The organism is Arthrobacter sp. Y3224055 (assembly GCF_059090825.1).
In genome coordinates this window covers 150,529-172,838 of sequence record NZ_JBNHGB010000005.1, presented here as the reverse complement: position 1 = coordinate 172,838, position 22,310 = coordinate 150,529, and the positions used below count along the sequence as shown (strand labels likewise).

The 22,310-nt window shown below is 68.5% G+C and carries 19 protein-coding genes; 13 read left to right on the top strand and 6 right to left on the bottom strand.

Annotation, left to right across the window (positions count from 1 at the left end):
• Positions 1–9: 9 nt before the first annotated feature.
• Entirely contained in the window at positions 10–1,533 is a 1,524-nt protein-coding gene (gene exaC, locus AC5RTY_RS13250; RefSeq protein ID WP_494026413.1) for an acetaldehyde dehydrogenase ExaC, read from the bottom strand.
• Between the two features lie 200 nt (positions 1,534–1,733).
• A complete protein-coding gene (locus AC5RTY_RS13245) occupies positions 1,734–3,095 on the bottom strand; it encodes a GAF domain-containing protein (protein WP_494073661.1) in 1,362 nt (453 codons plus the stop codon).
• A 328-nt stretch (positions 3,096–3,423) separates the two neighbouring features.
• On the opposite strand from AC5RTY_RS13245, the gene tdh reads away from it, so the two are divergent.
• Positions 3,424–4,470, top strand: a complete 1,047-nt coding sequence (gene tdh, locus AC5RTY_RS13240; RefSeq protein WP_494073662.1) for an L-threonine 3-dehydrogenase — start codon at positions 3,424–3,426, stop codon at positions 4,468–4,470.
• Positions 4,471–4,481: 11 nt separating this feature from the next.
• Positions 4,482–5,699: a glycine C-acetyltransferase gene (locus AC5RTY_RS13235; protein ID WP_494139647.1), complete on the top strand. Its 1,218-nt coding sequence runs from the start codon at positions 4,482–4,484 to the stop codon at positions 5,697–5,699.
• A gap of 41 nt (positions 5,700–5,740) precedes the next feature.
• Here AC5RTY_RS13235 and AC5RTY_RS13230 read toward each other — a convergent pair whose 3' ends face one another.
• From AC5RTY_RS13230 to AC5RTY_RS13220, 3 genes are all read right to left on the bottom strand, one after another.
• On the bottom strand, positions 5,741–6,778 hold the full coding sequence (locus AC5RTY_RS13230) for a sialate O-acetylesterase (RefSeq protein ID WP_494073663.1): 1,038 nt from the start codon (positions 6,776–6,778) through the stop codon (positions 5,741–5,743).
• Positions 6,779–6,878: 100 nt separating this feature from the next.
• A complete protein-coding gene (gene hutH / locus AC5RTY_RS13225; RefSeq protein ID WP_494026409.1) occupies positions 6,879–8,465 on the bottom strand; it encodes a histidine ammonia-lyase in 1,587 nt (528 codons plus the stop codon).
• Between the two features lie 67 nt (positions 8,466–8,532).
• On the bottom strand, positions 8,533–9,561 hold the full coding sequence (locus AC5RTY_RS13220; RefSeq protein WP_494073664.1) for an ABC transporter substrate-binding protein: 1,029 nt from the start codon (positions 9,559–9,561) through the stop codon (positions 8,533–8,535).
• A 183-nt stretch (positions 9,562–9,744) separates the two neighbouring features.
• Between AC5RTY_RS13220 and AC5RTY_RS13215 the strand changes: the two genes are divergently transcribed.
• Genes AC5RTY_RS13215 through hutI form a run of 5 tightly spaced genes read left to right on the top strand, consistent with a single transcriptional unit; the run spans position 9,745 to position 16,014 of the window.
• Positions 9,745–10,467, top strand: coding sequence for an IclR family transcriptional regulator (locus AC5RTY_RS13215; RefSeq protein ID WP_494002501.1), 723 nt, complete (start codon positions 9,745–9,747; stop codon positions 10,465–10,467).
• A 2-nt stretch (positions 10,468–10,469) separates the two neighbouring features.
• Positions 10,470–12,167, top strand: coding sequence for a urocanate hydratase (gene hutU, locus AC5RTY_RS13210; RefSeq protein ID WP_494014386.1), 1,698 nt, complete (start codon positions 10,470–10,472; stop codon positions 12,165–12,167).
• 6 nt (positions 12,168–12,173) lie between these two features.
• Positions 12,174–13,373 (top strand): allantoate amidohydrolase, encoded by a 1,200-nt coding sequence (locus AC5RTY_RS13205; RefSeq protein WP_494139646.1) that lies wholly within the window; start codon positions 12,174–12,176, stop codon positions 13,371–13,373.
• Complete coding sequence (locus tag AC5RTY_RS13200) at positions 13,370–14,788, top strand: formimidoylglutamate deiminase (RefSeq protein WP_494139645.1); 1,419 nt, start codon at positions 13,370–13,372, stop codon at positions 14,786–14,788. The genes AC5RTY_RS13205 and AC5RTY_RS13200 overlap by 4 nt, the downstream gene beginning before the upstream one ends.
• Complete coding sequence (gene hutI, locus AC5RTY_RS13195) at positions 14,785–16,014, top strand: imidazolonepropionase (protein ID WP_494002498.1); 1,230 nt, start codon at positions 14,785–14,787, stop codon at positions 16,012–16,014. The genes AC5RTY_RS13200 and hutI overlap by 4 nt, the downstream gene beginning before the upstream one ends.
• Positions 16,015–16,127: 113 nt before the next feature.
• On the opposite strand, the gene AC5RTY_RS13190 is transcribed toward hutI, so the two are convergent.
• Positions 16,128–16,784 carry a GntR family transcriptional regulator gene (locus AC5RTY_RS13190; protein ID WP_494101336.1) on the bottom strand — a complete coding sequence of 219 codons (657 nt, stop codon included), beginning with the start codon at positions 16,782–16,784 and terminating at the stop codon, positions 16,128–16,130.
• Between the two features lie 160 nt (positions 16,785–16,944).
• Here AC5RTY_RS13190 and AC5RTY_RS13185 point away from each other — a divergent pair, with 160 nt between their 5' ends.
• The 6 genes from AC5RTY_RS13185 (at position 16,945) to AC5RTY_RS13160 (ending at position 22,305) form a co-directional block, all read left to right on the top strand.
• Positions 16,945–18,024, top strand: coding sequence for an aromatic ring-hydroxylating dioxygenase subunit alpha (locus AC5RTY_RS13185; RefSeq protein WP_494101335.1), 1,080 nt, complete (start codon positions 16,945–16,947; stop codon positions 18,022–18,024).
• Between the two features lie 8 nt (positions 18,025–18,032).
• On the top strand, positions 18,033–18,482 hold the full coding sequence (locus AC5RTY_RS13180) for a hypothetical protein (RefSeq protein ID WP_494139644.1): 450 nt from the start codon (positions 18,033–18,035) through the stop codon (positions 18,480–18,482).
• Positions 18,470–19,540, top strand: a complete 1,071-nt coding sequence (locus tag AC5RTY_RS13175; RefSeq protein ID WP_494139643.1) for a succinylglutamate desuccinylase/aspartoacylase family protein — start codon at positions 18,470–18,472, stop codon at positions 19,538–19,540. Before AC5RTY_RS13180 ends, AC5RTY_RS13175 begins: the two co-directional genes overlap by 13 nt.
• A 66-nt stretch (positions 19,541–19,606) precedes the next feature.
• Complete coding sequence (locus AC5RTY_RS13170) at positions 19,607–20,554, top strand: ABC transporter substrate-binding protein (RefSeq protein WP_494139642.1); 948 nt, start codon at positions 19,607–19,609, stop codon at positions 20,552–20,554.
• Positions 20,555–20,572: 18 nt separating this feature from the next.
• Positions 20,573–21,511: an amino acid ABC transporter permease gene (locus AC5RTY_RS13165; protein ID WP_494139641.1), complete on the top strand. Its 939-nt coding sequence runs from the start codon at positions 20,573–20,575 to the stop codon at positions 21,509–21,511.
• On the top strand, positions 21,508–22,305 hold the full coding sequence (locus AC5RTY_RS13160; RefSeq protein ID WP_494139640.1) for an amino acid ABC transporter ATP-binding protein: 798 nt from the start codon (positions 21,508–21,510) through the stop codon (positions 22,303–22,305). Before AC5RTY_RS13165 ends, AC5RTY_RS13160 begins: the two co-directional genes overlap by 4 nt.
• Positions 22,306–22,310: the final 5 nt, after the last annotated feature.

Sequence of the window (22,310 nt, the reverse complement as noted above, 5' to 3'; positions counted from 1 at the left end):
GACCTGTCTTTAGAAGAAGCCGAGCTTGTTCTCGTTGTAGCTGACCAGCAGGTTCTTGGTCTGCTGGTAGTGGTCCAGCATCATCGCGTGGTTCTCGCGGCCGATGCCCGAGGACTTGTAGCCGCCGAACGCCGCTCCCGCCGGGTAGGCGTGGTAGTTGTTCACCCACACCCGGCCCGCCTGGATTTCGCGCCCTGCCCGGTAGGCCACGTTCCCGTTGCGGCTCCACACTCCGGCTCCCAGCCCGTAGAGCGTGTCGTTCGCAATCTGCAGGGCTTCCTGATAGTTCCCGAACCGGGTAACCGAGACGACCGGCCCGAAGATCTCTTCCTGGAAAATCCGCATGCTGTTGTCGCCCTCGAAGATGGTGGGCTTCACGTAGTAGCCGTCGGCGAGGTCCCCGTCCAGGATGTTCCGGCCGCCGCCGGTCAGGACTTTCGCGCCCTCCTGCTGGCCGATGTCCATGTAGGACAGGATCTTCTCCAGCTGGTCGTTGGAGGCCTGGGCGCCGACCTGGGTGTCCGTGTCCAGCGGGTTGCCCTGGATGATCGACTCGGTCCGGGCCAGGGCATCGGCCATGAACGAGTCGTAGATCGACTCCTGCACCAGCGCCCGCGACGGGCAGGTGCAGACTTCGCCTTGGTTGAACGCGAACAGGGTGAAGCCCTCCAGCGCCTTGTCGTAGAACGCGTCGTTTTCGGCGGCGACATCGGAGAAGAAGATGTTCGGGCTCTTCCCGCCCAGCTCCAGCGTGACCGGAATTAGGTTCTGCGACGCGTACTGGCTGATCAGCCGGCCGGTGGTGGTCTCGCCGGTGAACGCGATCTTGCGGATCCGCGGACTGGACGCCAGCGGCTTGCCGGCCTCCACGCCGAAACCGTTGACCACGTTGACTACGCCCGCCGGCAGGATGTCCGCGATCAGCTCCATCAGCACCAGGATGGACGCCGGTGTCTGCTCCGCAGGCTTAAGAACGACGGCGTTGCCCGCCGCAAGCGCGGGAGCCAGCTTCCACGTGGCCATCAGGATGGGGAAGTTCCAGGGGATGATCTGCCCGACCACACCCAGCGGCTCGTGGTAATGGTAGGCGGTGGTGTCGTCGTCCAGTTGGGACAGCCGGCCCTCCTGGGCCCGGATGGCCGAGGCGAAGTAGCGGAAGTGGTCGGCGGCCAGCGGGATGTCGGCGGCCAGGGTCTCGCGCACGGCCTTGCCGTTGTCCCAGGTCTCGGCCACGGCCAGCAGTTCCAGGTTCTCCTCGATCCGGTCCGCGATCCGGTTCAGCACGGCGGCCCGGTCCGCTACCGAGGTCTTGCCCCACGACGGTGCCGCCTTGTGGGCGGCGTCCAAGGCCAATTCGATGTCCTCGGCGGTCCCGCGTGCCACTTCGCAGAACGTTTTGCCGGTCACGGGGGAGGGGTTCTCGAAATATTGGTTCTTCACCGGGGCGACCCATTCGCCGCCGATCCAGTTCTCGTAGCGCTGCTTGAAGCTGACGGGTGATCCCTCGGTTCCGGGCTGGGCGTAAACAGTCATGGTCGACTCCTCTGGCTTCGGTGTCCGGACCCCCACGGCCCGGCAGACGGCACTGTCTGTGTCCCCAGAGCCTACGGAGGGCAACGTTGCAATCAGGTTGCAGGGGTTGCCCATGCTGCGGCTCCGGCCGCGCACGGTCCAGAGGGGGCCGCCGGACCACCGGCTCCGCCTGCACCACCGGCAGCGTTCCGAAAGTCCCGTCAGTCCCCGGCTTCCAGCTGTTCCAGCACCGCGACGACCGCGGCCCGCTTGGGTGAGCGCGGCGGCAGGAGGCGCAGCGCCGCGCGCCAGGCCTCGCCGTCGTACTTTGCCTCGGGAAGCTGCAGGTACCGCAGGACTTCATCCGGCGAGGCGCTGCTGAGCACTGCCTCGCGCAGGGTGGCGCTGACGTGCCGGCGGAAACCGACGACGCCCGGCGCCTCCGACCGCGGAACGACCTGCCCGCGGTACAGGCCAAGCGCCTGCCGGTGTGCCCCGCGGGCCAGGCACCGGAGGACCTGCTGCGCGTCGACGGCCACTTCCTGGGGGAGGCGGTAGGGCCGGGATGTGGGCACGGCGGCAGGGCTGATGCCAGCCAGCAGCTTGCGCAACCGCACCATCTCGGCGCGCAAGGTGGCGCCCTGGGCCCGCGGGTTGAGCTGGTCCGCCAGTTCCCCGGCCGTCAGGCCGGCGGGATGCAGGGCAAGCAGGGTGAGGATCTCCGTGTGCCGCTGCGACAACTCGATCCGCTGGCCGGCCAGTTCCAACAGTCCCTGATCGCGTCCCATGATGCGCAGACCGGCCTTCGGGCGGGCTCCGGATTCGCCCTCGGGACGGGCCGGCGTCCCCCGGCGCCGCGTGATCGGGCCGGCAGGCACTGACCGGCTCCGTGTCCCCGGGTCGTGCCGGGCGGCTGCCTGAAGGCGGAGAATGCGCAGCTCTGCCTCGGCCGCCGCTACCGCCGCCCGGACCAAGGACAGCGTGTGGGGCGCGGCCGCTTCCTCCCCGCCGGTCAGATCCACGACGCCGAGGACGGCGCCGGTTTCGGGATCATTGATGGGGACGGCGGTGCAGTTCCATGAATGGACCGCCCGGCTGAAGTGCTCGGCACCGGCGATTTGGACTCCACGGCCCAACGCGAGCGACGTGCCGGGCGCGCTGGTGCCCACGGTCGCCTCCGACCAGTCGGTGCCGGGCATGAACATCATGCCTTCGGCGCGGTCTTTCAGGCGGGCCTCTCCGTCCACCCAGAGCAGCCGCCCGTGCCGGTCTCCCACGGCCACCAGCATCCCCGCGTCGCGGCTGGGCTCCACCAGCAGCCGGCCAAAGACCGGCATGATGGCGGACAACGGATGGTTCCGGCGGAACTCGTCCAGCGCGTCCGCGGCCATGACCAGTGGAGCCAGCGCCCGATCCGGATCCGCCGCGTGCCGCAAGGACCGTTGCCAGGAGTCGCGGACCACTGCGCGCAGCCCCCTGATGCTCCCGGTCCCGGCGGACAGCTGCATCGGATCCAGCCGCTCGTGCGCGGCGTAGGCCTGGTCCTGCACGGGCCGGGACGCTGGCTGGGCTGGGTGCGGCACTGGAGAACCCCTTTTACCGGATCGCAGCCACGCACCTGTGGCCGGGGTCACAGTCTAGCCTGCGCTTCCGCGGCCTTTCCACCGGCTTTCACGGCACCCGGCTCCGGACCGGTTTCCTGCTTCCCATGGGGTCGGCCTGCCCGGTCCGCATTCGGTGACTCGCGGATGCCCTACGGCCGCCGGTTGCGAGCAAAGCTACCCTGCCCCTGACGCGACGGATACTGTGACGCGCTCCACTTCGCCAAGACAGTTACGTAGAGTTGGCCTAGCGATCCGGGCCACAGCCCGGCGGCCGGACGCGCCGGCCCGCTTAGAGAAAGGACACCGCGTGAAGGCGCTCTACAAGTCCGGCCCACAGGCCGGCTTCGAGCTGGTCGACCGTCCGGAACCGGAACCCGGCACCGGCGAGGTCAAGATCAAGGTCCACACCACGGGCATTTGCGGCACCGACCTGCACATCCAGGCCTGGGACGACTGGGCCGCGGGGGCGGTCCGGGCGCCGCTCATCCCCGGCCATGAGTTCTATGGCGAGGTCGTGGCCGCCGGCAGCGCCGTGCAGGACGTGCAGATCGGCGACCGGGTCTCGGGGGAGGGCCACATCGTCTGCGGGACCTGCCGGAACTGCCGCGCGGGCCGGCGGCAGATGTGCATCCGCACGGTCAGCGTCGGCGTGCAGCGGGACGGTGCCTTCGCCGAGTTCGTGGTGATCCCCGAAACCAATGTGTGGGTGCACACCGACCCGGCGGTCACGCCCGAACTGGGCGCGATCTTCGATCCGTTCGGCAACGCCGTGCACACGGCACTGAGCTTTCCGCTGGTCGGTGAGGACGTCCTGATCACCGGCGCCGGGCCCATCGGGCTGATGGCGATAGCGGTAGTACGCCACGCCGGCGCCCGCAAGATCGCCGTCACCGACGTGTCCGCCGAACGGCTGGAGCTGGCCAAGCACATGGGCGCCGACATGGTGGTGGACGTCAGCCACGCCCGGGTGGCGGACGCACAACGGCAGCTGGAACTGGTCGAAGGTTTTGACATCGGGCTGGAGATGTCCGGCCGCGGCTCGGCACTGCGGGCCATGATCGACAACATGACCCACGGCGGCCGGATTGCGCTCCTGGGGCTGCCCGCCGAAGACATCACCATCGACTGGGCCAAGGTGGTCACACACATGCTCACGCTCAAGGGCATCTACGGGCGCGAGATGTTCGAAACCTGGTACGCGATGAGCGCCATGCTCTCCTCCAGCCCGGCCCTGCACGCGGCGATTTCCTCCGTGATCACCGACGTGCTGCCGGCCGCCGAATGGGAGCGCGGGTTCGAGACGGCCCGGCAGGGGACAAGCGGCAAAGTGGTCCTGGACTGGACCCGGATCTAGGGAGGAGAAGCATGTACGGAACACTCAAGGACCAGCTGGCCTCGGAGCTGGAGGAGATCCGCGCCGCCGGACTGTTCAAGGCCGAACGGCGCATCACCACCCCGCAGTCAAGCCACATCTCCGCCGGCCCGGAGGACGGGTCAACCCGCGAGGTGCTGAACTTCTGCGCTAACAACTACCTGGGGTTGGCCGACCATCCGGACATCATCGCCACCGCGAAGGCCGCCATGGACGAGAGAGGGTTCGGCATGGCCAGCGTGCGGTTTATCTGCGGCACGCAGGACCTCCACCTGCAGCTGGAACGGGAGGTGTCGCGCTTCCTGGGCACCGAGGACACCATTCTGTTCTCGTCTTGTTTCGACGCCAACGGCGGGGTCTTTGAATCCTTGTTCGGGCCGGAGGACGCCATCATCTCGGACGCGCTGAATCATGCCTCGATCATCGACGGCATCCGGTTGTCCAAGGCGGTGCGGTTCCGCTACGCCAATCGGGACATGGCCGAGCTCCAGGAGCGGCTGCAACAGGCCGCGGCAATGAACGACGGCGCCGGCGCACGGCGGACCGTCATCGTCACCGACGGCGTGTTCTCCATGGACGGTTACCTGGCGCCGCTGGAACGGATCTGCGAACTGGCCGAAGAATACGGCGCGCTGGTGATGGTCGACGACTCGCACGCCGTCGGCTTCATGGGGGCCAACGGTGCCGGCACCCCGGAGCATGCCGGGGTGGCCGACAGGGTGGACATCTACACCGGGACCTTCGGCAAGGCGCTCGGCGGGGCCTCCGGCGGTTACGTGTCCGGCCGCCGCGAAATCGTGACCGTGCTGCGGCAAAAGGCCCGTCCGTACCTGTTCTCCATCTCCGTCGCGCCGGCCATCGTGGCCGCCACCTTGAAGGCGCTGGAACTGGTGGGCGGTTCGGCCGACCTTCGGTCGCGGCTGCAGGACAACACCGCGTTGTTCCGCCGGCGGATGGCGGAGGAAGGGTTCGACCTGCTCGAAGGCGTGCACCCGATCGTCCCGGTCATGTTCCACGACGCGGTCCTCGCCGGGCGGGTGGCCGAGGCCATGCTCGCCCACGGCGTGTACGTCACCGCCTTCAGCTATCCGGTGGTGCCCAAGGGCGCAGCGCGGATCCGCGTGCAGCTCTCGGCGGCCCATAGCGCCGACGACGTCGAGGCCTGCGTCGCGGCGTTCGTCGCCTCCCGACAGGCGGTCGGGCAGGCCTGACCGGGCGGGGCGTGGCGCCCTTTCCCGGCCCGCCGGCCCGGCTACCGGGCCCGGTCCGAGGTTTGGGCCTCGAAGGCGCGGTAGAAGCGCAGGCCGAGCTCGCGGGCGCCGGCGGCACTGTAGTGGATCTGTTCGGCATCCTGGCTGGCGCCGGACGGGCCCGCCACGAACGCCGTCCGCAACCGCTGCGCCGCCACGGAGCGGTGCGCGGCCTCGATGCCGCGCCGCCGCCGGTCATCGGGCAGCCATTCGGGCACCATCCCGCCGATCAGAAACGGCGCCGGCCCCAGCGCGTCGCGGACCAGATCAATAATCTGCAGCAACTTGCGGCGGTACCAGCCTTCCGAGGCACCCAGCACCGCGTCGGACTCGCCCTGGTGCCACAGGACCGCCGCCAAACGGTTGCGCGGATTCAGCGAGAGCGCCTGCCGGGCGGCATCCAGCGTGCGGTGGTACAGGTTCGTTCGGGCAGTCTTGTTGTCCGGATCCCAGGAGTAGTCGGCGTTGCCGGTGATCGAGGTGCCGCCCAGGGCCGCGGGCACCAGCAACACCTTGCGGCCGGCCGGCTGGGCCAGCCACAGCTGCCGCGCGAATTCGAGGCCGGGTCCCACCGCGGGCCGGCCGTCCACCCACACACTGGCGACATGGCAGAGCGGTTCGCTGGCCGTGATGACCCGGCCGGCGGACGGGCCGGACCCCGCCAGCTGGTCGATCCCGTCGAGCTCCACGTCGATGGCCGGATCGAAGGGGAGGCCGCAGCCCTGCATATTGGACTGGCCCAGCAGCAGGACGACGTCGTAACCGGCCTGGCGCGGATCGACGCGCCCGTTGGCCGCCGTTTGGGCCGCAGCCGCGATTGTCGGGGCCAGCAGTTGCAGCAGCTCCCGGTGGGTGGCCGACGTCGGGTCCGCCACCAAGCGCGCAATCCGCTCGTCATCCGGTGCGGAATCCGGCCGGGTTGCGGCGGCCGCCCCGGCCGTGCCCAACGCCCCGGCCCCGATGCCGGCCGCCAAGACGGGGACCGTCTGCTGCAGCAGTCTGCGCCGGCTCGGCTGTCCCTCGGGCGTGTTGGCGGCCATGCAGCACGTCCTCCCGGTGCCGGCCCCCAGAGTCCCTGCGCCGCATCCGGTCCGGCCTGCCGGACGCGGCGATTGTCGGCACCAGTCTATGCCGAACGCATCAGTTCAGTGCCGTGCCCGCCGCCTGTTCGACGGCGTCCACCAGCACGCCGCTGTCCACCAGCAGTCGGACCGCCTCGATCTCCGGCGAGAGATAGCGGTCGGTGCCCGGACCGGCGACGGTTTTGCGGATCTCCCGGCGCACCGCGGTGACGGCCGGGGCGCTGCGGGAGGTCTCCACCCCGCCGTCGCGCATGTCCAGGGCGCGGGCACTGGTGAGCAGTTCAATGGCCAGCACCCGGGTGAGCCCGTCCAGGGCGCGGCGCAGTTTCAGCCCCGCGGACCACCCCATGGACACATGGTCCTCCTGCATGGCCGAGGACGGGATGGAATCCACCGACGCCGGGTTGGCGAGCCGCTTGAGCTCGCTGACGATGCCGGCCTGGGTGTACTGGGCGATCATGTGCCCGGAGTCCACCCCCGGATCATCGGCCAGGAAAGCATTCAGACCGTGGCTGCGGGCGGTGTCCAGGAACCGGTCGGTCCGCCGTTCGCTCATCGAGGCAAGGTCGGCCACGGCGATGGCCAGGAAGTCCAGCGCGTAGCCGACCGGGGCGCCGTGGAAGTTGCCGTTGGACTCCACCCGGCCGTCCGGGGTGACGACGGGATTGTCGACGGCGGAGGCCAGTTCGTAGCCGGCCACCGATTCCACATGGGCAAGCGTGGCGCGCGCCGCGCCGTGCACCTGGGGTGCGCAGCGCAGGGAGTACGCATCCTGGACCCGGGTGAACCGGTGCTGCGCATCGGCTCCGGCCGACTTTTGCTCTGCGATCAGGACGGAACCGGCCAGGACGGTGCGCATGTTGGCCGCGGCAGCGATCTGGCCGGGGTGCGGCCGGAGGGCGTGCAGGTCCTCGGCGAGCACGGAGTCCGTGCCGAGCAAACCTTCGATGCTCATGGCCGCGGCGAGGTCGGCGGTCTTCAGCAGCCGGTGCAGGTCGGCCGACGCCATGATCAGCATGCCCAGCATGCCGTCGGTGCCGTTGATCAGTGCCAGCCCTTCCTTCTCCCGCAGCTCCACCGGCTCCAGGCCCGCGGCGGCCAGTGCGTCGGCGGCCGCCACCAGCTCGCCGTCTTGGGTGCGGACCTGGCCCTCACCCATCAGGGCGAGTGCGCAGTGGGCCAGCGGCGCGAGGTCCCCGGAACACCCCAGGGAGCCGTATTCGCCGATCACCGGGGTGATGCCGGCGTTGAGGATGCCCGCGTAGGCCTGGGCCACCAGCGGGCGGACGCCGGTGCGGCCGGTGGCCATCGTCGCCAGCCGGTTGAGCATCAGCCCGCGCACCACCTCCCGGTCCACCTCGGCCCCGGACGAGGCCGCGTGGCTGCGGATCAGGCTGCGCTGGAGCTGGGTGCGCAGCTGAACCGGGATCTGCTTGGTGGCCAGGGCGCCGAAGCCGGTGCTGACCCCGTAGTGCGGCACGTCGTCGTCCACCAGGGCCTCGATCACCTTGCGGGATTCGGCCATGGCCTGCAGGGATTCCTCGCTGAGCTCGACGGCGGCGCCGTGGCGGGCGACGGCGACGACGTCGGCGGGGGAGAGGGGTCCGACGGAGACGGAGACGGTGGCGGTCTGGAGCTGGGACATGGTGCCTTTCGGGTGCGGGTTCGGGTGCGGGTGAAGGTGGGAGTGGCGGGTATGGGAGGGGCGGGGATCAGTCCGCGATCAGTGCGTCATAGTCGGGCTCGTTCTTCAGCACGCCGTACTTGGTGGCCGCCGACCCCAACTTCTGCAGGCCCTCCATGTTGACCTCCGGATACCAGCGGGAGATCACTATCTTCTCGGCCAATTCGGGCGTGACCTTGGCATAATCCTGGATGATCGTGCGCACCTCGTCCTCGTTCTCCGAGGCGAACTGGAAAGATTTCTCCAGCGCCCGGCGGAAGCGCTCCACGAGCTCGGGGTCCTCCTGCAGGGTTTGCTCGGAGGCGAAGTAGAAGGCCGAATCGAAGTCGTCGGCGAGGTCGGTCATGGGGCTGGCCACGATCTTCCCGCCGGCGTCCAGGATCTGCGTGCGGAACGGCTCCGTGGTCCACGCCGCGTCCACGTCGCCGCGCTCCAGCGCCGCGGGCATGTTGGGGTACGGCATCTCGACGAAGTCGACGGCGTCCGGGTCGCCGCCCGCCTGTTCGACGGAGTTCCGGATGGTGACGTCGGCGAAGTTGTTCAGCGCGTTCACCGCGACCGTCTTGCCCACCAGGTCCGCGGCGCTCTCGATGCCGCTGTCCGGCATGGCCGCCACCTCGGTCCCATCCTTCCCGGGCTCATTGGTGGAGCTGGAGCCGTTGGAGACGACCGTGATCGGCAGCCCCTTGTCCCGCGCGATCAGCAGCGAGATGACGTTGGAGTAGCCGAACTGGTATTCGCCGGTCATCACCGCCGGAACGATGGCCGCCCCGCCCTGGGCCAGCTGGATGGACAGCTGGATGCCTTCCTCCTCGAAGTAGCCCTCCTGCATGCCCAGGTAAACCGGGGCCACGTCTGCGATCGGGATCAGGCCCAGGCTCACCTGGTCCAGGCTGGCGTCTGCCGGCGCCCCTGCGGTTTCCGTTCCGCCGCCGGTGGAGGACGGACTGCCGGAGCCGCACCCGGTCAGCAGGAGGGCGCCGGCCAGCACCGCGGCCGAGGCGGTGGCCAGCAGGGGGCGGCGGGGCGCGGTGGCCGCGGACATCAATGGGCGCATCAGGGTCTCCTTGTTTCTGCCGGTACGCGGCATACCTGTTTCGATCAGTAAAACGAGCGTGGCTTGCTACCTGAAGCTACCCATCCGCGCTGCCGGGGTCAAGGGTTTTTTGCTAATTCCTTGCCGCTGCATGAAATTGATGTTTTACTGACTGCAACATTGGATGGTTACCGAGGAGCAGAGATGGCGTCAGGAACGGCAGCGGATCCTACGACCAGGGCGGCGGACCGCACCCTGGCGCTGCTTCGCATCGTCTGCGAGCACGACGGCGTCAAGCTCGCCGATGCGGCCAAGGCGGTGGGCCTGTCGGCGTCGACCGCGTTGCGCCTGCTGCGCACGCTGGAAGCCAACGGGTTCGCAGCGAAACGCGACAACGCGCTCTACCGGCCGGGCTTCCGGATGGTGCAGTTGGGTGTCCAGGCGCTCAGCCACGAGTCGCTGGTGGATGCGGGTCGGGAGGTCCTGCGGAGCCTGGTGGACCAGACCGGGGAGTCGGCGTACCTGAGCGTGACCGCCGGCAACGACCACGGGCTGTACATAGCCATCGAAGAGGGTACCCATACCGTGCGCCACGTGAATTGGGTGGGCCGGACCTTCCCGATGGCGGGCAGCGCGGCCGGGGCGGCCCTCAGCGGACAGGTGGGCCGGGGCGGGTACACCGTGCAGGCGGACAGCGTGGAGGCCGACGTCACCGCCGTCGCGGCTCCCGTCTTCGCCGGCGACAAGGTGGTTGCCGCGGTGAGCATCGTCGCGCCCAGCTACCGCACGACGGCAGAGGCCGCCGAAAAATTCGGGCTGCTGCTGGCCGAACAAGCCGGCACGCTCTTCGCCGCGCCGGAGGGCTCGGCGGCCAATGGGACCGAAGAACATAACCAGAGAAGTACCTCCACGCCAGAAAGGGCATGACGATGACGTTCACCCAGCACGACCCTTCCCGCCGCATCCGGGCTTCCCGGGGCACTACCCTCACCGCCAAGAGCTGGCAGACCGAGGCTCCGCTCCGGATGCTGATGAACAACCTGGATCCCGAAGTGGCGGAACGCCCCGAGGACCTGGTGGTCTACGGCGGCACCGGCCGCGCCGCACGCTCCTGGGAAGCCTACGACGCGATCGTCAAGACGCTGGCGGAACTCGAAGACGACGAGACGCTGCTGGTCCAGTCCGGCAAGCCCGTGGGCGTGCTGCGCACCAACCCCTGGGCCCCGCGCGTGCTCCTCGCTAACTCGAACCTGGTGGGCGACTGGGCCAACTGGCCGGAATTCCGCCGCCTGGAGGCCGAAGGGCTGATGATGTACGGCCAGATGACGGCCGGGTCCTGGATCTACATCGGCACCCAGGGAATCCTGCAGGGCACCTTCGAGACCTTCGCCGCCGTCGGCGCCAAGCTGCACGAGGCCGGCAAGACAGCGTCGCCCACGCTGGCCGGAACGCTGACACTGACCGGCGGCTGCGGCGGCATGGGCGGAGCCCAGCCGCTGGCGGTCACCCTTAACGACGGCGCCTGCCTGATCGTGGACGTGGACGAGGCCCGGCTCCGCCGCCGCGTGGGCAAACGCTACCTGGACGAGGTGGAGACGGATTTGGACACCGCCGTCGCGAAGGCCATGAAGGCCAAGGAAGAAGGCCGCGGCTGGTCGGTGGGCTACGTGGGCAACGCGGCGGAGGTGTTCCCCGAGATCCTGCGCCGGCACCGGGCCGGCGAGATCACCGTGGACGTGGTCACCGACCAGACCTCGGCCCACGATCCGCTGTCGTACCTGCCGGAAGGCATTTCCGTGGCGGATTGGCAGCGCGAGGCCCAGGCCGATCCGGTCGGCTTCACCAAGAAGGCGCAGGCGTCCATGGCCCGGCACGTGCAGGCCATGGTGGAGTTCCAGGACGCCGGAGCCGAGGTGTTCGACTACGGCAACTCGATCCGCGACGAGGCGCGCAAGGGCGGCTACGAGCGCGCCTTCGAGTTCCCGGGCTTCGTCCCGGCCTACATCCGGCCGCTGTTCTGCGAGGGACTGGGCCCGTTCCGCTGGGTGGCGCTCTCCGGTGACCCGAAGGACATCGAGGTGACCGATGCAGCCCTGAAGGAACTGTTCCCGGAGAACGAGCACCTGCACCGGTGGCTGGATGCCGCGGCCGAGCGGGTGGAGTTCGAGGGGCTGCCGGCGCGCATCTGCTGGCTGGGCTACGGCGAGCGCCACCAGGCCGGGCTGCTCTTCAACCGGCTGGTGGCCGAGGGCAAGGTCTCGGCGCCGATCGTGATCGGCCGCGACCACCTGGACTCCGGCTCCGTCGCCTCGCCGTACCGGGAGACCGAGGCGATGGCCGACGGCTCGGACGCCATCGCGGACTGGCCGCTGTTGAACGCCTTGACCGCCGCGAGCTCCGGGGCCACCTGGGTGTCCATCCACCACGGCGGCGGCGTCGGCATCGGCCGCTCCATCCACGCCGGCCAGGTGTCGGTGGCGGACGGCACCGAGCTGGCGGCGCAGAAGCTGGAGCGGCTGCTGACCAACGATCCGGGGATGGGCGTGATCCGCCACGTGGACGCCGGCTACGACCGCGCCGTCGAGGTCGCGGCCGAACGGGGCGTCCACATCCCGATGGGCAAGTAGGCGCAGATGGAAACTGTGTCCTCCCTCCTGGAATCCATTGCCGACGTCGGCGGTGACGCGCAACGCGGCGGGTATTCGCGGCCGGTCTATTCCACCGCGGAACTGGGCCTGCGCGACTGGTTCATCGAACAGGCCCAACGCCGCGGGCTGGGCGTGGAGACGGACCGCAACGGCATCATCTGGGCGTGGTGGGGCGAGCCGCAGCCCGGCGCCCTGGTCACCGGCAGCCATCTGGATTCGGTTCCCGGCGGCGGCGCCTTCGACGGGCCGCTGGGCGTCGCCTCCGCGCTCGCCGCCGTGGACCTCCTCAAGGAGCGCGGCGTCGAGCCGAACCGGTCGCTGGCCGTCACGGTCTTCCCGGAAGAAGAAGGATCGCGGTTCGGTGTGGCCTGCCTGGGCTCGCGGCTGCTGGCCGGCGCCATCGATCCGGACAAGGCCCGAAACCTGCGCGACGAGAGCGGCGACACGTTCGCCGACGTCGCCCGGGCCAACGGGCTGGATCCTGCGCATCTGGGGCGCGACGAGGAGGCGCTGGCGCGGATCGGCGACTTCATCGAGCTGCATGTGGAGCAGGGCCGCGGCTTGGGCGAGGACGGCCCGACCATCGCCGTCGGCAGCTCCATCCTGGGCCACGGGCGGTGGCGGATCAGTGTCACCGGCCAGGGTAACCACGCCGGCACCACGCTGATGGCCGACCGTGCCGACCCGATGGTCGCCGCGGCGCAGATCATCCTGGCCGTACAGCAGGCCGCGGCCAAGCAGCCCGACGCCCGCGCCACGGTCGGCCGCCTCCAGCCGGTGCCCGGCGGCACCAACGTGATCGCCTCGCGGGTGGACCTGTGGCTGGATGCCCGCCACCCGGACGACGCCGTCACCGCGCACCTCGTCGAGGCCATCCACGGGAAGGCCCAGAAGATCGCCGCCTTCGAGGGCTGCTCCGTCTCGCTGACGGAAGAGTCCTACAGCGGAACCGTGCACTTCGACTCCGCGTTGCAGCGCCAGCTGGAGAACGCGCTGCCCGGCGCGCCGGTGCTGGCCACCGGTGCCGGGCACGACGCCGGCGTGCTGGCCGCGCGGGTGCCGTCCGGCATGTTGTTCGTGAAAAACCCCTCCGGCATCTCGCACTCCCCGGAGGAATACGTGGAGCCCTGGGACGCGGACGCCGGCGCGGAAGCCTTGGCGGACGTGCTCGAGGCACTGCTGTGAGCAGCATCTGGTGTGAGCGCGCCTGGCTGGGCCCCGCCGGCGTGGCCGAGGGAGTCCTGCTGGGCTGCGACGGCGCCGGGATGATTACACAGGTGGGCACGGCGCCCCGGCCCGATCCGGCTGACGGCGTGCTGGTGCTCGACGGCGTGGTCTTTCCCGCCGCCGCCAACGCGCACTCGCACGCATTCCATCGGGTGCTGCGGGGCCGCACCCACGCCGGCCGGGGCGACTTCTGGACGTGGCGGGAGCAGATGTACCGCGCGGCCGGGACGCTGACCCCGGAGAACTACGAGCGCCTGGCGACGGCGGTGTTCGCGGAGATGGTGGCGGCCGGCTTCAGCAGCGTGGCGGAGTTCCACTACGTCCACCACCGCCCGGACGGCAGCCCGTACGGGCCCGGAAGCGCGGCCGGCGGGAGCCGCGGCGGGCACCGGTCCGGTCCGGCGGGCGATGATCCGGAGACCCCCGGGTACGGCGGGCACGCGATGGAACTGGCGCTGTGCCGGGCCGCCGAGGCGGCCGGCATCCGGCTGACCCTGCTGGACACCTGCTACCTGGCCGGCGGCATCGGCGTCCCGCTGGCGCCGGAGCAGCAGCGCTTCGGCGACGGCGACGTGCAGGCCTGGCTGGCCCGGCTCGACTCGCTGCGCCGCGTGGTCGCGGACCGGTTCGACCCGGCGCGGATCACGGTGGGCGCCGCCCTGCACTCGGTCCGCGGGGTGCCCGAAGCCGCGCTTCCGCTCATCGCCGAGCACCTGCCCGAGGGCCTGCCGCTGCACATCCATCTCTCCGAGCAGCCGGCCGAGAATGAGGCCTGCCTGGCCGCCTACGGGGTGACGCCGGCCGGCCTGCTGGCCCGGCACGGGCTGCTGTCGCCACGCCTGAGCGCCGTCCACGCCACGCACCTGACCACGGGGGACATCTCGCTGCTCGGGGAAGCCGGTGCCACCGTGGTGATGTGCCCGACCACGGAAGCCGATCTCGCCGACGGTATCGGCCCGGCCCGGGAGCTGGCGGACGCCGGCGCCCGGATCGCCGTCGGCACCGACCAGCACGCCGTCATCGATCCCTGGCTGGAGATGCGGGCGCTGGAACACGGCGAACGGCTGGCCAGCGGCCAGCGCGGCCGGTTTACGCCGGCCGAGCTGCTGGATTCGGTGTCCGCCGGAGCGGCCGCTGCGATGGGCACCCCGGTGGCCGGCATCGCCGTCGGAATGGCCTGCGATCTGGTGGCGGTGAACCCCGGCAGCGTGCGCACGGTAGGCTCGGAGCCCGGGCAACTGCCGCTGAGCGCCAGCGCAGCGGACGTTTCCGCCGTCGTCGTTGCCGGTGACTTGCTGGCCGTCAACGGCCGCCACCGGCGCCTGGGTTGGCCGGCCGAGCTGCTGGCCGACGCCCTGAAGGAGTTTGAATGAGCACTGTCGTCACCAACATCGGCGAACTGCACACGCAGGACCCGGCCCGCGGCGCGGACTCCGTGCTGCACGACGCCGCGGTGATCATCGAGGGGGAGCGCATCTCCTGGCTCGGGCCCGCGGCGCAGGCCCCCGATGCCGACGAACAGTTCGACGCCGGCGGGCGGGCGGTGTTGCCGGGCTGGGTGGATTCGCACACGCACCTGGTCTTTGCCGGAGACCGCACCGCCGAGTTCGAGGCACGGATGGCCGGCCAGTCCTACCAGGCCGGCGGGATCGCCGTCACCACCGGCGCCACCCGCGAGGCCAGCGACTACGACCTCACGCGCCTGCTGCTGGCCCGGGTGGCGGAGGCGGCCGCCGGCGGCACCACCTACCTGGAGACCAAGACCGGCTACGGCCTGGACGTGGAGCAGGAGGCCCGCAGCGCCCGCATCGCGTCCACCGTGGCCGACGAGGTCACCTACCTCGGGGCACACCTGGTGCCGGCCGGCATCGACGCCGACGACTACACCGACCTGGTCTGCGGGGACATGCTCGCGGCGGTGAGGCCGTACGTGCAGTGGGCCGACGTGTTCTGCGAACGCGGGGCCTTCACCGAGGCCCAGTCGCGCCGCGTGCTGGCGGCCTGCCGCGACGCCGGCCTGGGACTGCGCGTGCACGGCAACCAGCTGGGTGAAGGTCCCGGCGTGCGGCTGGCCGTTGAATTTGGGGCGGCCAGCGTGGACCACGTCAACTATTTGAACGACGACGACGTCGCCGCGCTCGCCGGCAGCTGGGCCGGCTGGGACCGGGCCAGCGGCACGGGGGAGCGCGGCACCGTGGCCACCTGCCTGCCGGCCTGCGACCTGTCCACCCGCCAGCCGCTGGCGCCCGGCCGGCAACTGCTCGATGCCGGCGTGGAAATCGCCCTGGCGTCCAACTGCAACCCGGGGACCTCGTTCACGAGTTCCATGAACTTCTGCGTCACCACCGCCGTCCTGCAGATGGGACTCAGCGTGCACGAGGCGGTCCGGGCCGCCACCTATGGCGGGGCGCTGGCGCTCGGGCGGCATGCCGGGGTCGATGCCGAGGGCCAGCGTGCCGTGGGTTCCCTCGCCGTCGGCCATCGGGCCGACCTGCACCTGCTCAACGCCCCGTCGGCCACCCACCTCGCCTACCGACCCGGAATGCCCCTGACCGCCGCGGTGTGGCGGGCGGGCGTGCGCTCGGCCGTGGGGGCCTAGGGCGTCCGGCCCGCCCCGGGATCCTGCAGGCCGGGTCCGGCCCGCTCCGGATCCTGAAGGCCGGGAGCGGTCCTCAGCCGAAACCCCGGGATCCTGAAGGCCGGGAGCGGTCCTCAGCCGATATGTTCGTAGCGGTTGGGGTCTTTCACGTCATGGCAGTGGGCAAGGACCTCGACGGCACGCTCGGCGTCATGGTCCTTCAGTGCCTGGAGGATGCTGCGGTGATCGTGGATGACCTTGGCCTGGTGCTCCGGCCCCTGCCGGTACGTCAACGTGATCCGGTGCTGGATGGGATGGTTCCAGATGGAGGAGATCACGCCGCGCAGGTAGTCGTTGTCCGAGGGTTCGATCAGGGCCAGATGGAAGGCCCTGCCCAACCGGAAGAGTTCACCGCTGTCCTGCGGGTCGACGATTTCCGTCTCGTCCACGAGGCCGCCGAGCCGCACGAGCTGCTGCGGTGTGTAGGACCCAATGGCGTCCCGGACCGCGAGTGATTCCAGGGCGTAACGCACCTTGAAGACGTTCTCGATCTCACGCTCGTCGAGCTGGTTGACGATATAACCCTTGCCCGGGACGAGGGTGGTCAGTCCTTCCAGCGTCAGCTGGGTGAGCGCGTCGCGGACGGGCGTGCGGGAGACACCGTATTGTGCCGCCACGGACTCCTGGGCCAGGGCTGAACCCGGTTCGATGGATCCGCTGATGATGTCGGCGCTTAACTGCTCGTAGACGCGGACCGACAGCGGCCTCACGTCATTCGGTATCGCAGCCACGATGGCCTCCTTCTGCGTTTCATGAGTGCACTTTATAGCCCTGCCGCTTGGCAGGACATGGATTTCGAGGCAAAAAGCGGCGAAATGCGTCACCTGTGAATTTCCAACTGAAAGTGCTTGACGTCACACTCAGCCTCTGAATACAGTGTATACACACGCGATGGAGGAGAACCTAAAAATGTATGTGCTGAACACTTGGTACGTGGCGGCGTGGTCAACGGAGGTCACGCGCAAGCCCGTGCGGCGGGTCATCTGCGAGCAGCCGATCGTCCTGTTCCGAACCCAGGACAACGAAGCCATTGCCCTTGCGGACCGCTGCGCGCACCGCGCCTTCCCGCTCTCGGAAGGCCGCACGATCGGCGATTCGGTGGAGTGCGGCTACCACGGTTTCACCTACGGCCCGGACGGCATGTGCACCAAAGTGCCGGCCCAGTCGACCATCCCCGAGCGCGCGAAGGTGCGCAAATACCCGGTGGTGGAGCAGGACGGGTGGATCTGGGTGTGGACCGGCGATCCGGAACTGGCCGACCCGGCCGATGTCCCGGATACCCACTGGATGGTGGATCCCGAGTGGGCGACAGTCACCCATTCCTACCACTTCAAGTGCCGTGCCGACTTGATCCACGACAACCTGTTGGACCTGACCCATGAGTCCTTCCTGCACAAGACCACCGTGGGCGATGACTACATCTACGAGCACGGCATCACCGTGGAGGTCGAGGGCAACGTGGTCAGCGTCGACCGCCTGATGCCCTCGGTCGAAGCGCCGCCGCTCTATGCCGAAACCATGGACGCCCGCGGGCTGTTCGACCGTTTCCACTGCACCGAGTTCTTCGTGCCCAACCTGCACGTTCTGCACTCCGGCATCACCGGGGAGGGCAAGCCGCGCGAAGAGGGCTTCCTGATCAAGGTTCTCAACGGGATCACACCCATTGACCAGCACAATTCCTGGTACTACTACGCCTTCAGTCGTAACTTCGCCGTCGACAACGAGCAGGCGACCGAGGATCTCCGGGTAGGTTTGGCCACCGTGCTGGACGAGGACGCATCCGCGTTGGAGGCCCAGGAGATCGGCATGCAGACCCGGCCCGAGGGCGAGTTCGATGTGTTGATCGCCCAGGACGGCGGGGTCGCGAAGGCGCGGCGCATCCTGGCCGCGCTGCTCAAGAAGGAGCAGCAGGCCAAGTCCGCCCTCGGTTCGGCTCCCCGCCGGGAGCCGGTTGCTCCCAGGACGGCTTAGGTACCCGCATGTGGATGCTGATTAGGGCCAATGCGCTCGGCGCGGAGACCTCGGCCGAGTCGGGCGCCAAGATCCTCGCGGCGTGTCCGGATTCGGCGGAGCGCGGCGACCCGTGGCGCTGGACGGTTGCGCTGGATGAATCCGGCCCGGAGCCCGCAGTCGCGCTTGAAGCCGACGACAACTACATTGCCTCCGAAAGCCGGCGCTACACCGGCAACCACACCGGCACGCTGCAGCGCGGGCCCGGCGAGCAGTTGATTGTGACCGGACTGGCCGGCGAGGCGCTCGTCGCCGCGCAGGGCGGCCCCTGGCAGCGCTGGCTGCGCGCCGGTGACACCTTCATTGTTGAAGGCGAGGACGGCGAGGAGATCCGGCTTTCACTGGCCGGGGGCGCATCCGCGGTCCAGGTCATCACCCTCGCCCCGCGGAAGGCCAAGGTGCTGCGGTGGGTCCCCTGACCGCCGGTGGCAGCGTCGACGCTGCCCGGCGCATCACGGATCATGCCCTGCATGGGATCGAGCTTGGCAGGCCCGGCAAGCAGTTGGGTTTTGCCGGTCTGTCGCATTCAGACAACGTCCATGACAACGGGCTGATCCCGGTTCCCCTGGCAGTGATTTCTTCGGGGCCGGGACCGACGGCGCTGCTGGTCGCCGGCACGCATGGCGATGAGTATGAAGGCCAAGTCGTGTTGCATGAACTGATCCGTTCTTTGGAGCCCGAGGACGTGACCGGGACGGTGATCATCGTGCCGGCGGCGAACGCGCCGGCAGTGCGTGCCGGTACAAGGGTGTCGCCGATCGATGGGGGGAACCTCAACCGTAGTTACCCGGGCGGGCGGCGCGGGGGACCCACCGACCAAGTTGCCGACCTGATCGCAGGGACGCTGCTGCCGCTAGCCGACGTTGTGATCGACCTGCATTCGGGCGGATCCAATTCCACGTACCTGCCAAGCATGTTTTTGTACCGGGGCCCGGACGAGCAGGCGTGGGCGCGGAAAGTGGCCGCGGCTCGGGCGATGGGATTGCCCTATGCGATAGCCGTGCCACCCCGGCTTGAACCTGGTTCGCTCAGTTCCGCCGGCGACGACGCAGGTGCACTGACGCTTTCCACCGAACTCGGCGGGGGAGGCACGATACATCCGGGCGTCTTGGCGGGCGGGCGGCGCGGCGTACGCTCGCTGCTGGCCCACGTGGGAATCATGCCGGCACAGTACGACACCGTCCTGCAACCGGCAGCCGCGGAAGCAGCCGAACCCGTCTGGCTGGAGTTGGTGCCCGATTCCCCAGTGATGGCCACCACTGCCGGGCTATTCGAACCCCTGGTGGAACTGGGCCACCGGGTCCGGGCCGGTGACCCGGTTGCACGGGTCCATGCCATCGATGACCTGCAGCGGCCGCCGCAAACCTACACCGCCCCGGTGAACGGCATGGTGGCCATCCTGCGCAGGCCCGCACTCGTCTCGCTCGGCAACTACATGCTGCACGTAGCACCCGAAATTGAAGCACCGAGGCACTGACCGTCTCCTGGTCAGTGCGGATATCCAAAACCGGACAACGCTGTCCGGACTTCGAAAGGAAAATCCATGCGTCATTCACGTCAACGCGCCCCCCGATCAACCGTCCTCGCCGGTTCAGTCCTGCTGGCCCTGTCACTGGCTGCCTGCACCAACGCGTCCCAGGCCGTGCCGGAACCTGCAGGTTCCGCTGCTCCGGGCGGCTCCAATGCTTCCTCGGAGGCTGTGGCCCTCAACGAGGCGGCCAGAGACTTGCTGCCGGAGGAGATCCGGGCCGCCGGAACCCTGCGCGTTGCCTCCGACCCGACCTACGCGCCGTTCGAGTACTACGACACGGATAACAAGACCATGATCGGCTACGACGTCGACTTCTCGGACGCCATCGGTGCTGCCCTGGGCTTGGAGATTGAACACGTGCCCGCGACCTTCGACACTATCCTGCCGGGCCTGGCCTCCGGAAAGTACGACATGGCCATGTCGACCTTCTCCATCACCCCGGAACGCGAGAAAATTGTTGACTTCGTGCCGTACCTCAACGGGGGCTCTGGCGTCGCCGTCCTTCCCGGGAACCCCCAGAAGATCTCGATGGATCCCATGAGCATGTGCGGCAAGAAGATCGCCGGCCAAAAGGGATCGATCCAATCCATGGAGTACCTGCCCGAATTCTCCAAGGAATGCACGGCAGCGGGCAAGGAACCCATCACTATTCAGAACTTTCCCGGGCAGACGGACGCCAACCTTGCCCTGACTTCCGGTCGCGTAGACGCTGTGGTCGCAGACAGCGTTTCCTTGGCCTACCAGGCAAAGGAAGCCGGGGATAAATTCGAGTTGGCCGCCGGCGAGGACTACGACCCGATCCCCACCGGCATCGCCCTTGCCAAGGACGGCGGGCTGCAGGAAGCGGTTACTGAGGCCACCCGAGGCATTCTGGACAGCGATTACTACGAGGAAATGCGCGCCAAATGGGCCCTCCCGGAGTCGGTTCTGATCACCTCCGAAGCCCTCGACAAGAAGTAGCGGAGAGGAAGCATCCGCATGACTGCCGTGACTACCCGAAACGAGCAAGTAGCCCCTGCCGGCGATGGTTACACCGTCGTCAAGGCAAAGCATCCCGGTCGGTGGCTGTCCGCAGCCGTCATCATAGTGATCGCCGGGCTGCTTTTACGATCCGTGATGACGAACCCCAACTTCGGATGGGACGTCGTGGGCCTGTACCTGCGCGACGTGTCCATCGGCCGCGGCATCCTCGTCACGCTTGGCCTGACGGCGATCAGCATGGCCATCGGCATCGTGCTCGGGGTCGTCTTCGCAGTCATGCGGCTCTCCGTCAATCCGGTGGTACGTAGTGCCGCGTTTGCGTACGTTAACTTTTTCCGGGGCACGCCGGTGCTGGTGCAGCTGCTGTTTTGGTTCAACCTGGCTGCGCTGTACCCGGTTATCACCCTCGGCATTCCGGGCATTGAACTGGACGCAAACCAGTTGATCACTCCCATGACGGCAGCGATCCTCGGTCTTGGCCTGAACCAAGGTGCCTACATGTCCGAGATTGTCCGGGCGGGCATACTGTCCGTTGACCACGGGCAGACAGAGGCAGCCGAGGCCCTGGGTATCACCCGCATGCAGACCATGCGGCGGGTGGTGCTGCCCCAGGCAATGCGCGTCATCATCCCTCCCACCGGCAACGAAACCATCGGCATGCTCAAGACCACGGCGTTGGTCAGCGTGATCTCGGTGCCGGAGCTCTTGTACTCGGCGCAGATTATTTACGCGCGGACCTTCGAGACCGTCCCGCTGCTGATCGTCGCAAGCCTCTGGTACCTGTTGATTACCTCGGTCCTGACCATCGGCCAGTACTACCTGGAGCGGCGATTTGCCCGCGGCAACCAGCGGAACCTGCCGCCGACGCCGCTGCAGCAGTTGAAGCGGTTTTTCGCCACCCATGACGCGCTCTCCTTGAAAGGCGGCAAGAAATGACGGTTACCCACGGCGTTGAACCGATGGTGAGGGCCAACGCGATCTGCAAGAACTTCGGTTCCAATCAGGTATTGAAGGGCATTGATTTGGAAGTGCAGCCGGGGGAAGTGGTCTGCCTGATCGGCCCCTCGGGATCCGGCAAGAGCACGTTCCTGCGCTGCATCAACCATTTGGAAACAGTCGACGGCGGCCGCATGTGGGTGAATGGCAAGATCGTGGGTTACGACCTTAAAGGCAGCAAGCTGTACGAACAGAGCCACAACGACATTTGCAGCAGCCGTACCGAAGTGGGAATGGTCTTCCAGCAGTTCAACTTGTTCCCGCACATGACGGTGTTGGAGAACCTGATCGAAGCACCACGGCTTGTCCGAAAGGAAAAGAAAGCCACGGCCGTGGCCCGGGCGATGGGACTGTTGGAAAAAGTAGGTCTGGCGGAAAAAGCCGAGGCTTACCCGAGGCAGCTCTCCGGCGGCCAGCAACAGCGGGTGGCCATTGCGCGCGCCCTGTGCATGGAGCCACGGCTGATGCTCTTTGACGAGCCGACCTCGGCCCTTGACCCGGAGTTGGTGGGTGAGGTCCTGAAGGTGATGAAGGACCTGGCCAACTCCGGCATGACGATGGTCGTGGTGACGCACGAGATGCACTTTGCCCGGGACGTCGCGGACCGGGTGGTGTTTATGGCGGACGGCTACGTAGTGGAGCAGGGGCCGGCCCGCGAGGTGATAACCAACCCGAAGAACGATCGCACCAAGGCCTTCCTGGCCTCTGTTCTCGCCGAACCGGCAGCAGCCTGATACCC

Coding starts and splice junctions, on each gene's coding strand:
- AC5RTY_RS13205 (WP_494139646.1), top strand. CDS start 12,174: ATGGAAACTGTGTCCTCCCTCCTGGAATCCATTGCCGACGTCGGCGGT.
- hutU (WP_494014386.1), top strand. CDS start 10,470: ATGACGTTCACCCAGCACGACCCTTCCCGCCGCATCCGGGCTTCCCGG.
- AC5RTY_RS13160 (WP_494139640.1), top strand. CDS start 21,508: ATGACGGTTACCCACGGCGTTGAACCGATGGTGAGGGCCAACGCGATC.
- AC5RTY_RS13170 (WP_494139642.1), top strand. CDS start 19,607: ATGCGTCATTCACGTCAACGCGCCCCCCGATCAACCGTCCTCGCCGGT.
- AC5RTY_RS13230 (WP_494073663.1), bottom strand. CDS start 6,778: ATGGCCGCCAACACGCCCGAGGGACAGCCGAGCCGGCGCAGACTGCTG.
- hutH (WP_494026409.1), bottom strand. CDS start 8,465: ATGTCCCAGCTCCAGACCGCCACCGTCTCCGTCTCCGTCGGACCCCTC.
- AC5RTY_RS13185 (WP_494101335.1), top strand. CDS start 16,945: ATGGAGGAGAACCTAAAAATGTATGTGCTGAACACTTGGTACGTGGCG.
- AC5RTY_RS13235 (WP_494139647.1), top strand. CDS start 4,482: ATGTACGGAACACTCAAGGACCAGCTGGCCTCGGAGCTGGAGGAGATC.
- AC5RTY_RS13220 (WP_494073664.1), bottom strand. CDS start 9,561: ATGCGCCCATTGATGTCCGCGGCCACCGCGCCCCGCCGCCCCCTGCTG.
- hutI (WP_494002498.1), top strand. CDS start 14,785: ATGAGCACTGTCGTCACCAACATCGGCGAACTGCACACGCAGGACCCG.
- exaC (WP_494026413.1), bottom strand. CDS start 1,533: ATGACTGTTTACGCCCAGCCCGGAACCGAGGGATCACCCGTCAGCTTC.
- AC5RTY_RS13180 (WP_494139644.1), top strand. CDS start 18,033: ATGTGGATGCTGATTAGGGCCAATGCGCTCGGCGCGGAGACCTCGGCC.
- AC5RTY_RS13165 (WP_494139641.1), top strand. CDS start 20,573: ATGACTGCCGTGACTACCCGAAACGAGCAAGTAGCCCCTGCCGGCGAT.
- AC5RTY_RS13215 (WP_494002501.1), top strand. CDS start 9,745: ATGGCGTCAGGAACGGCAGCGGATCCTACGACCAGGGCGGCGGACCGC.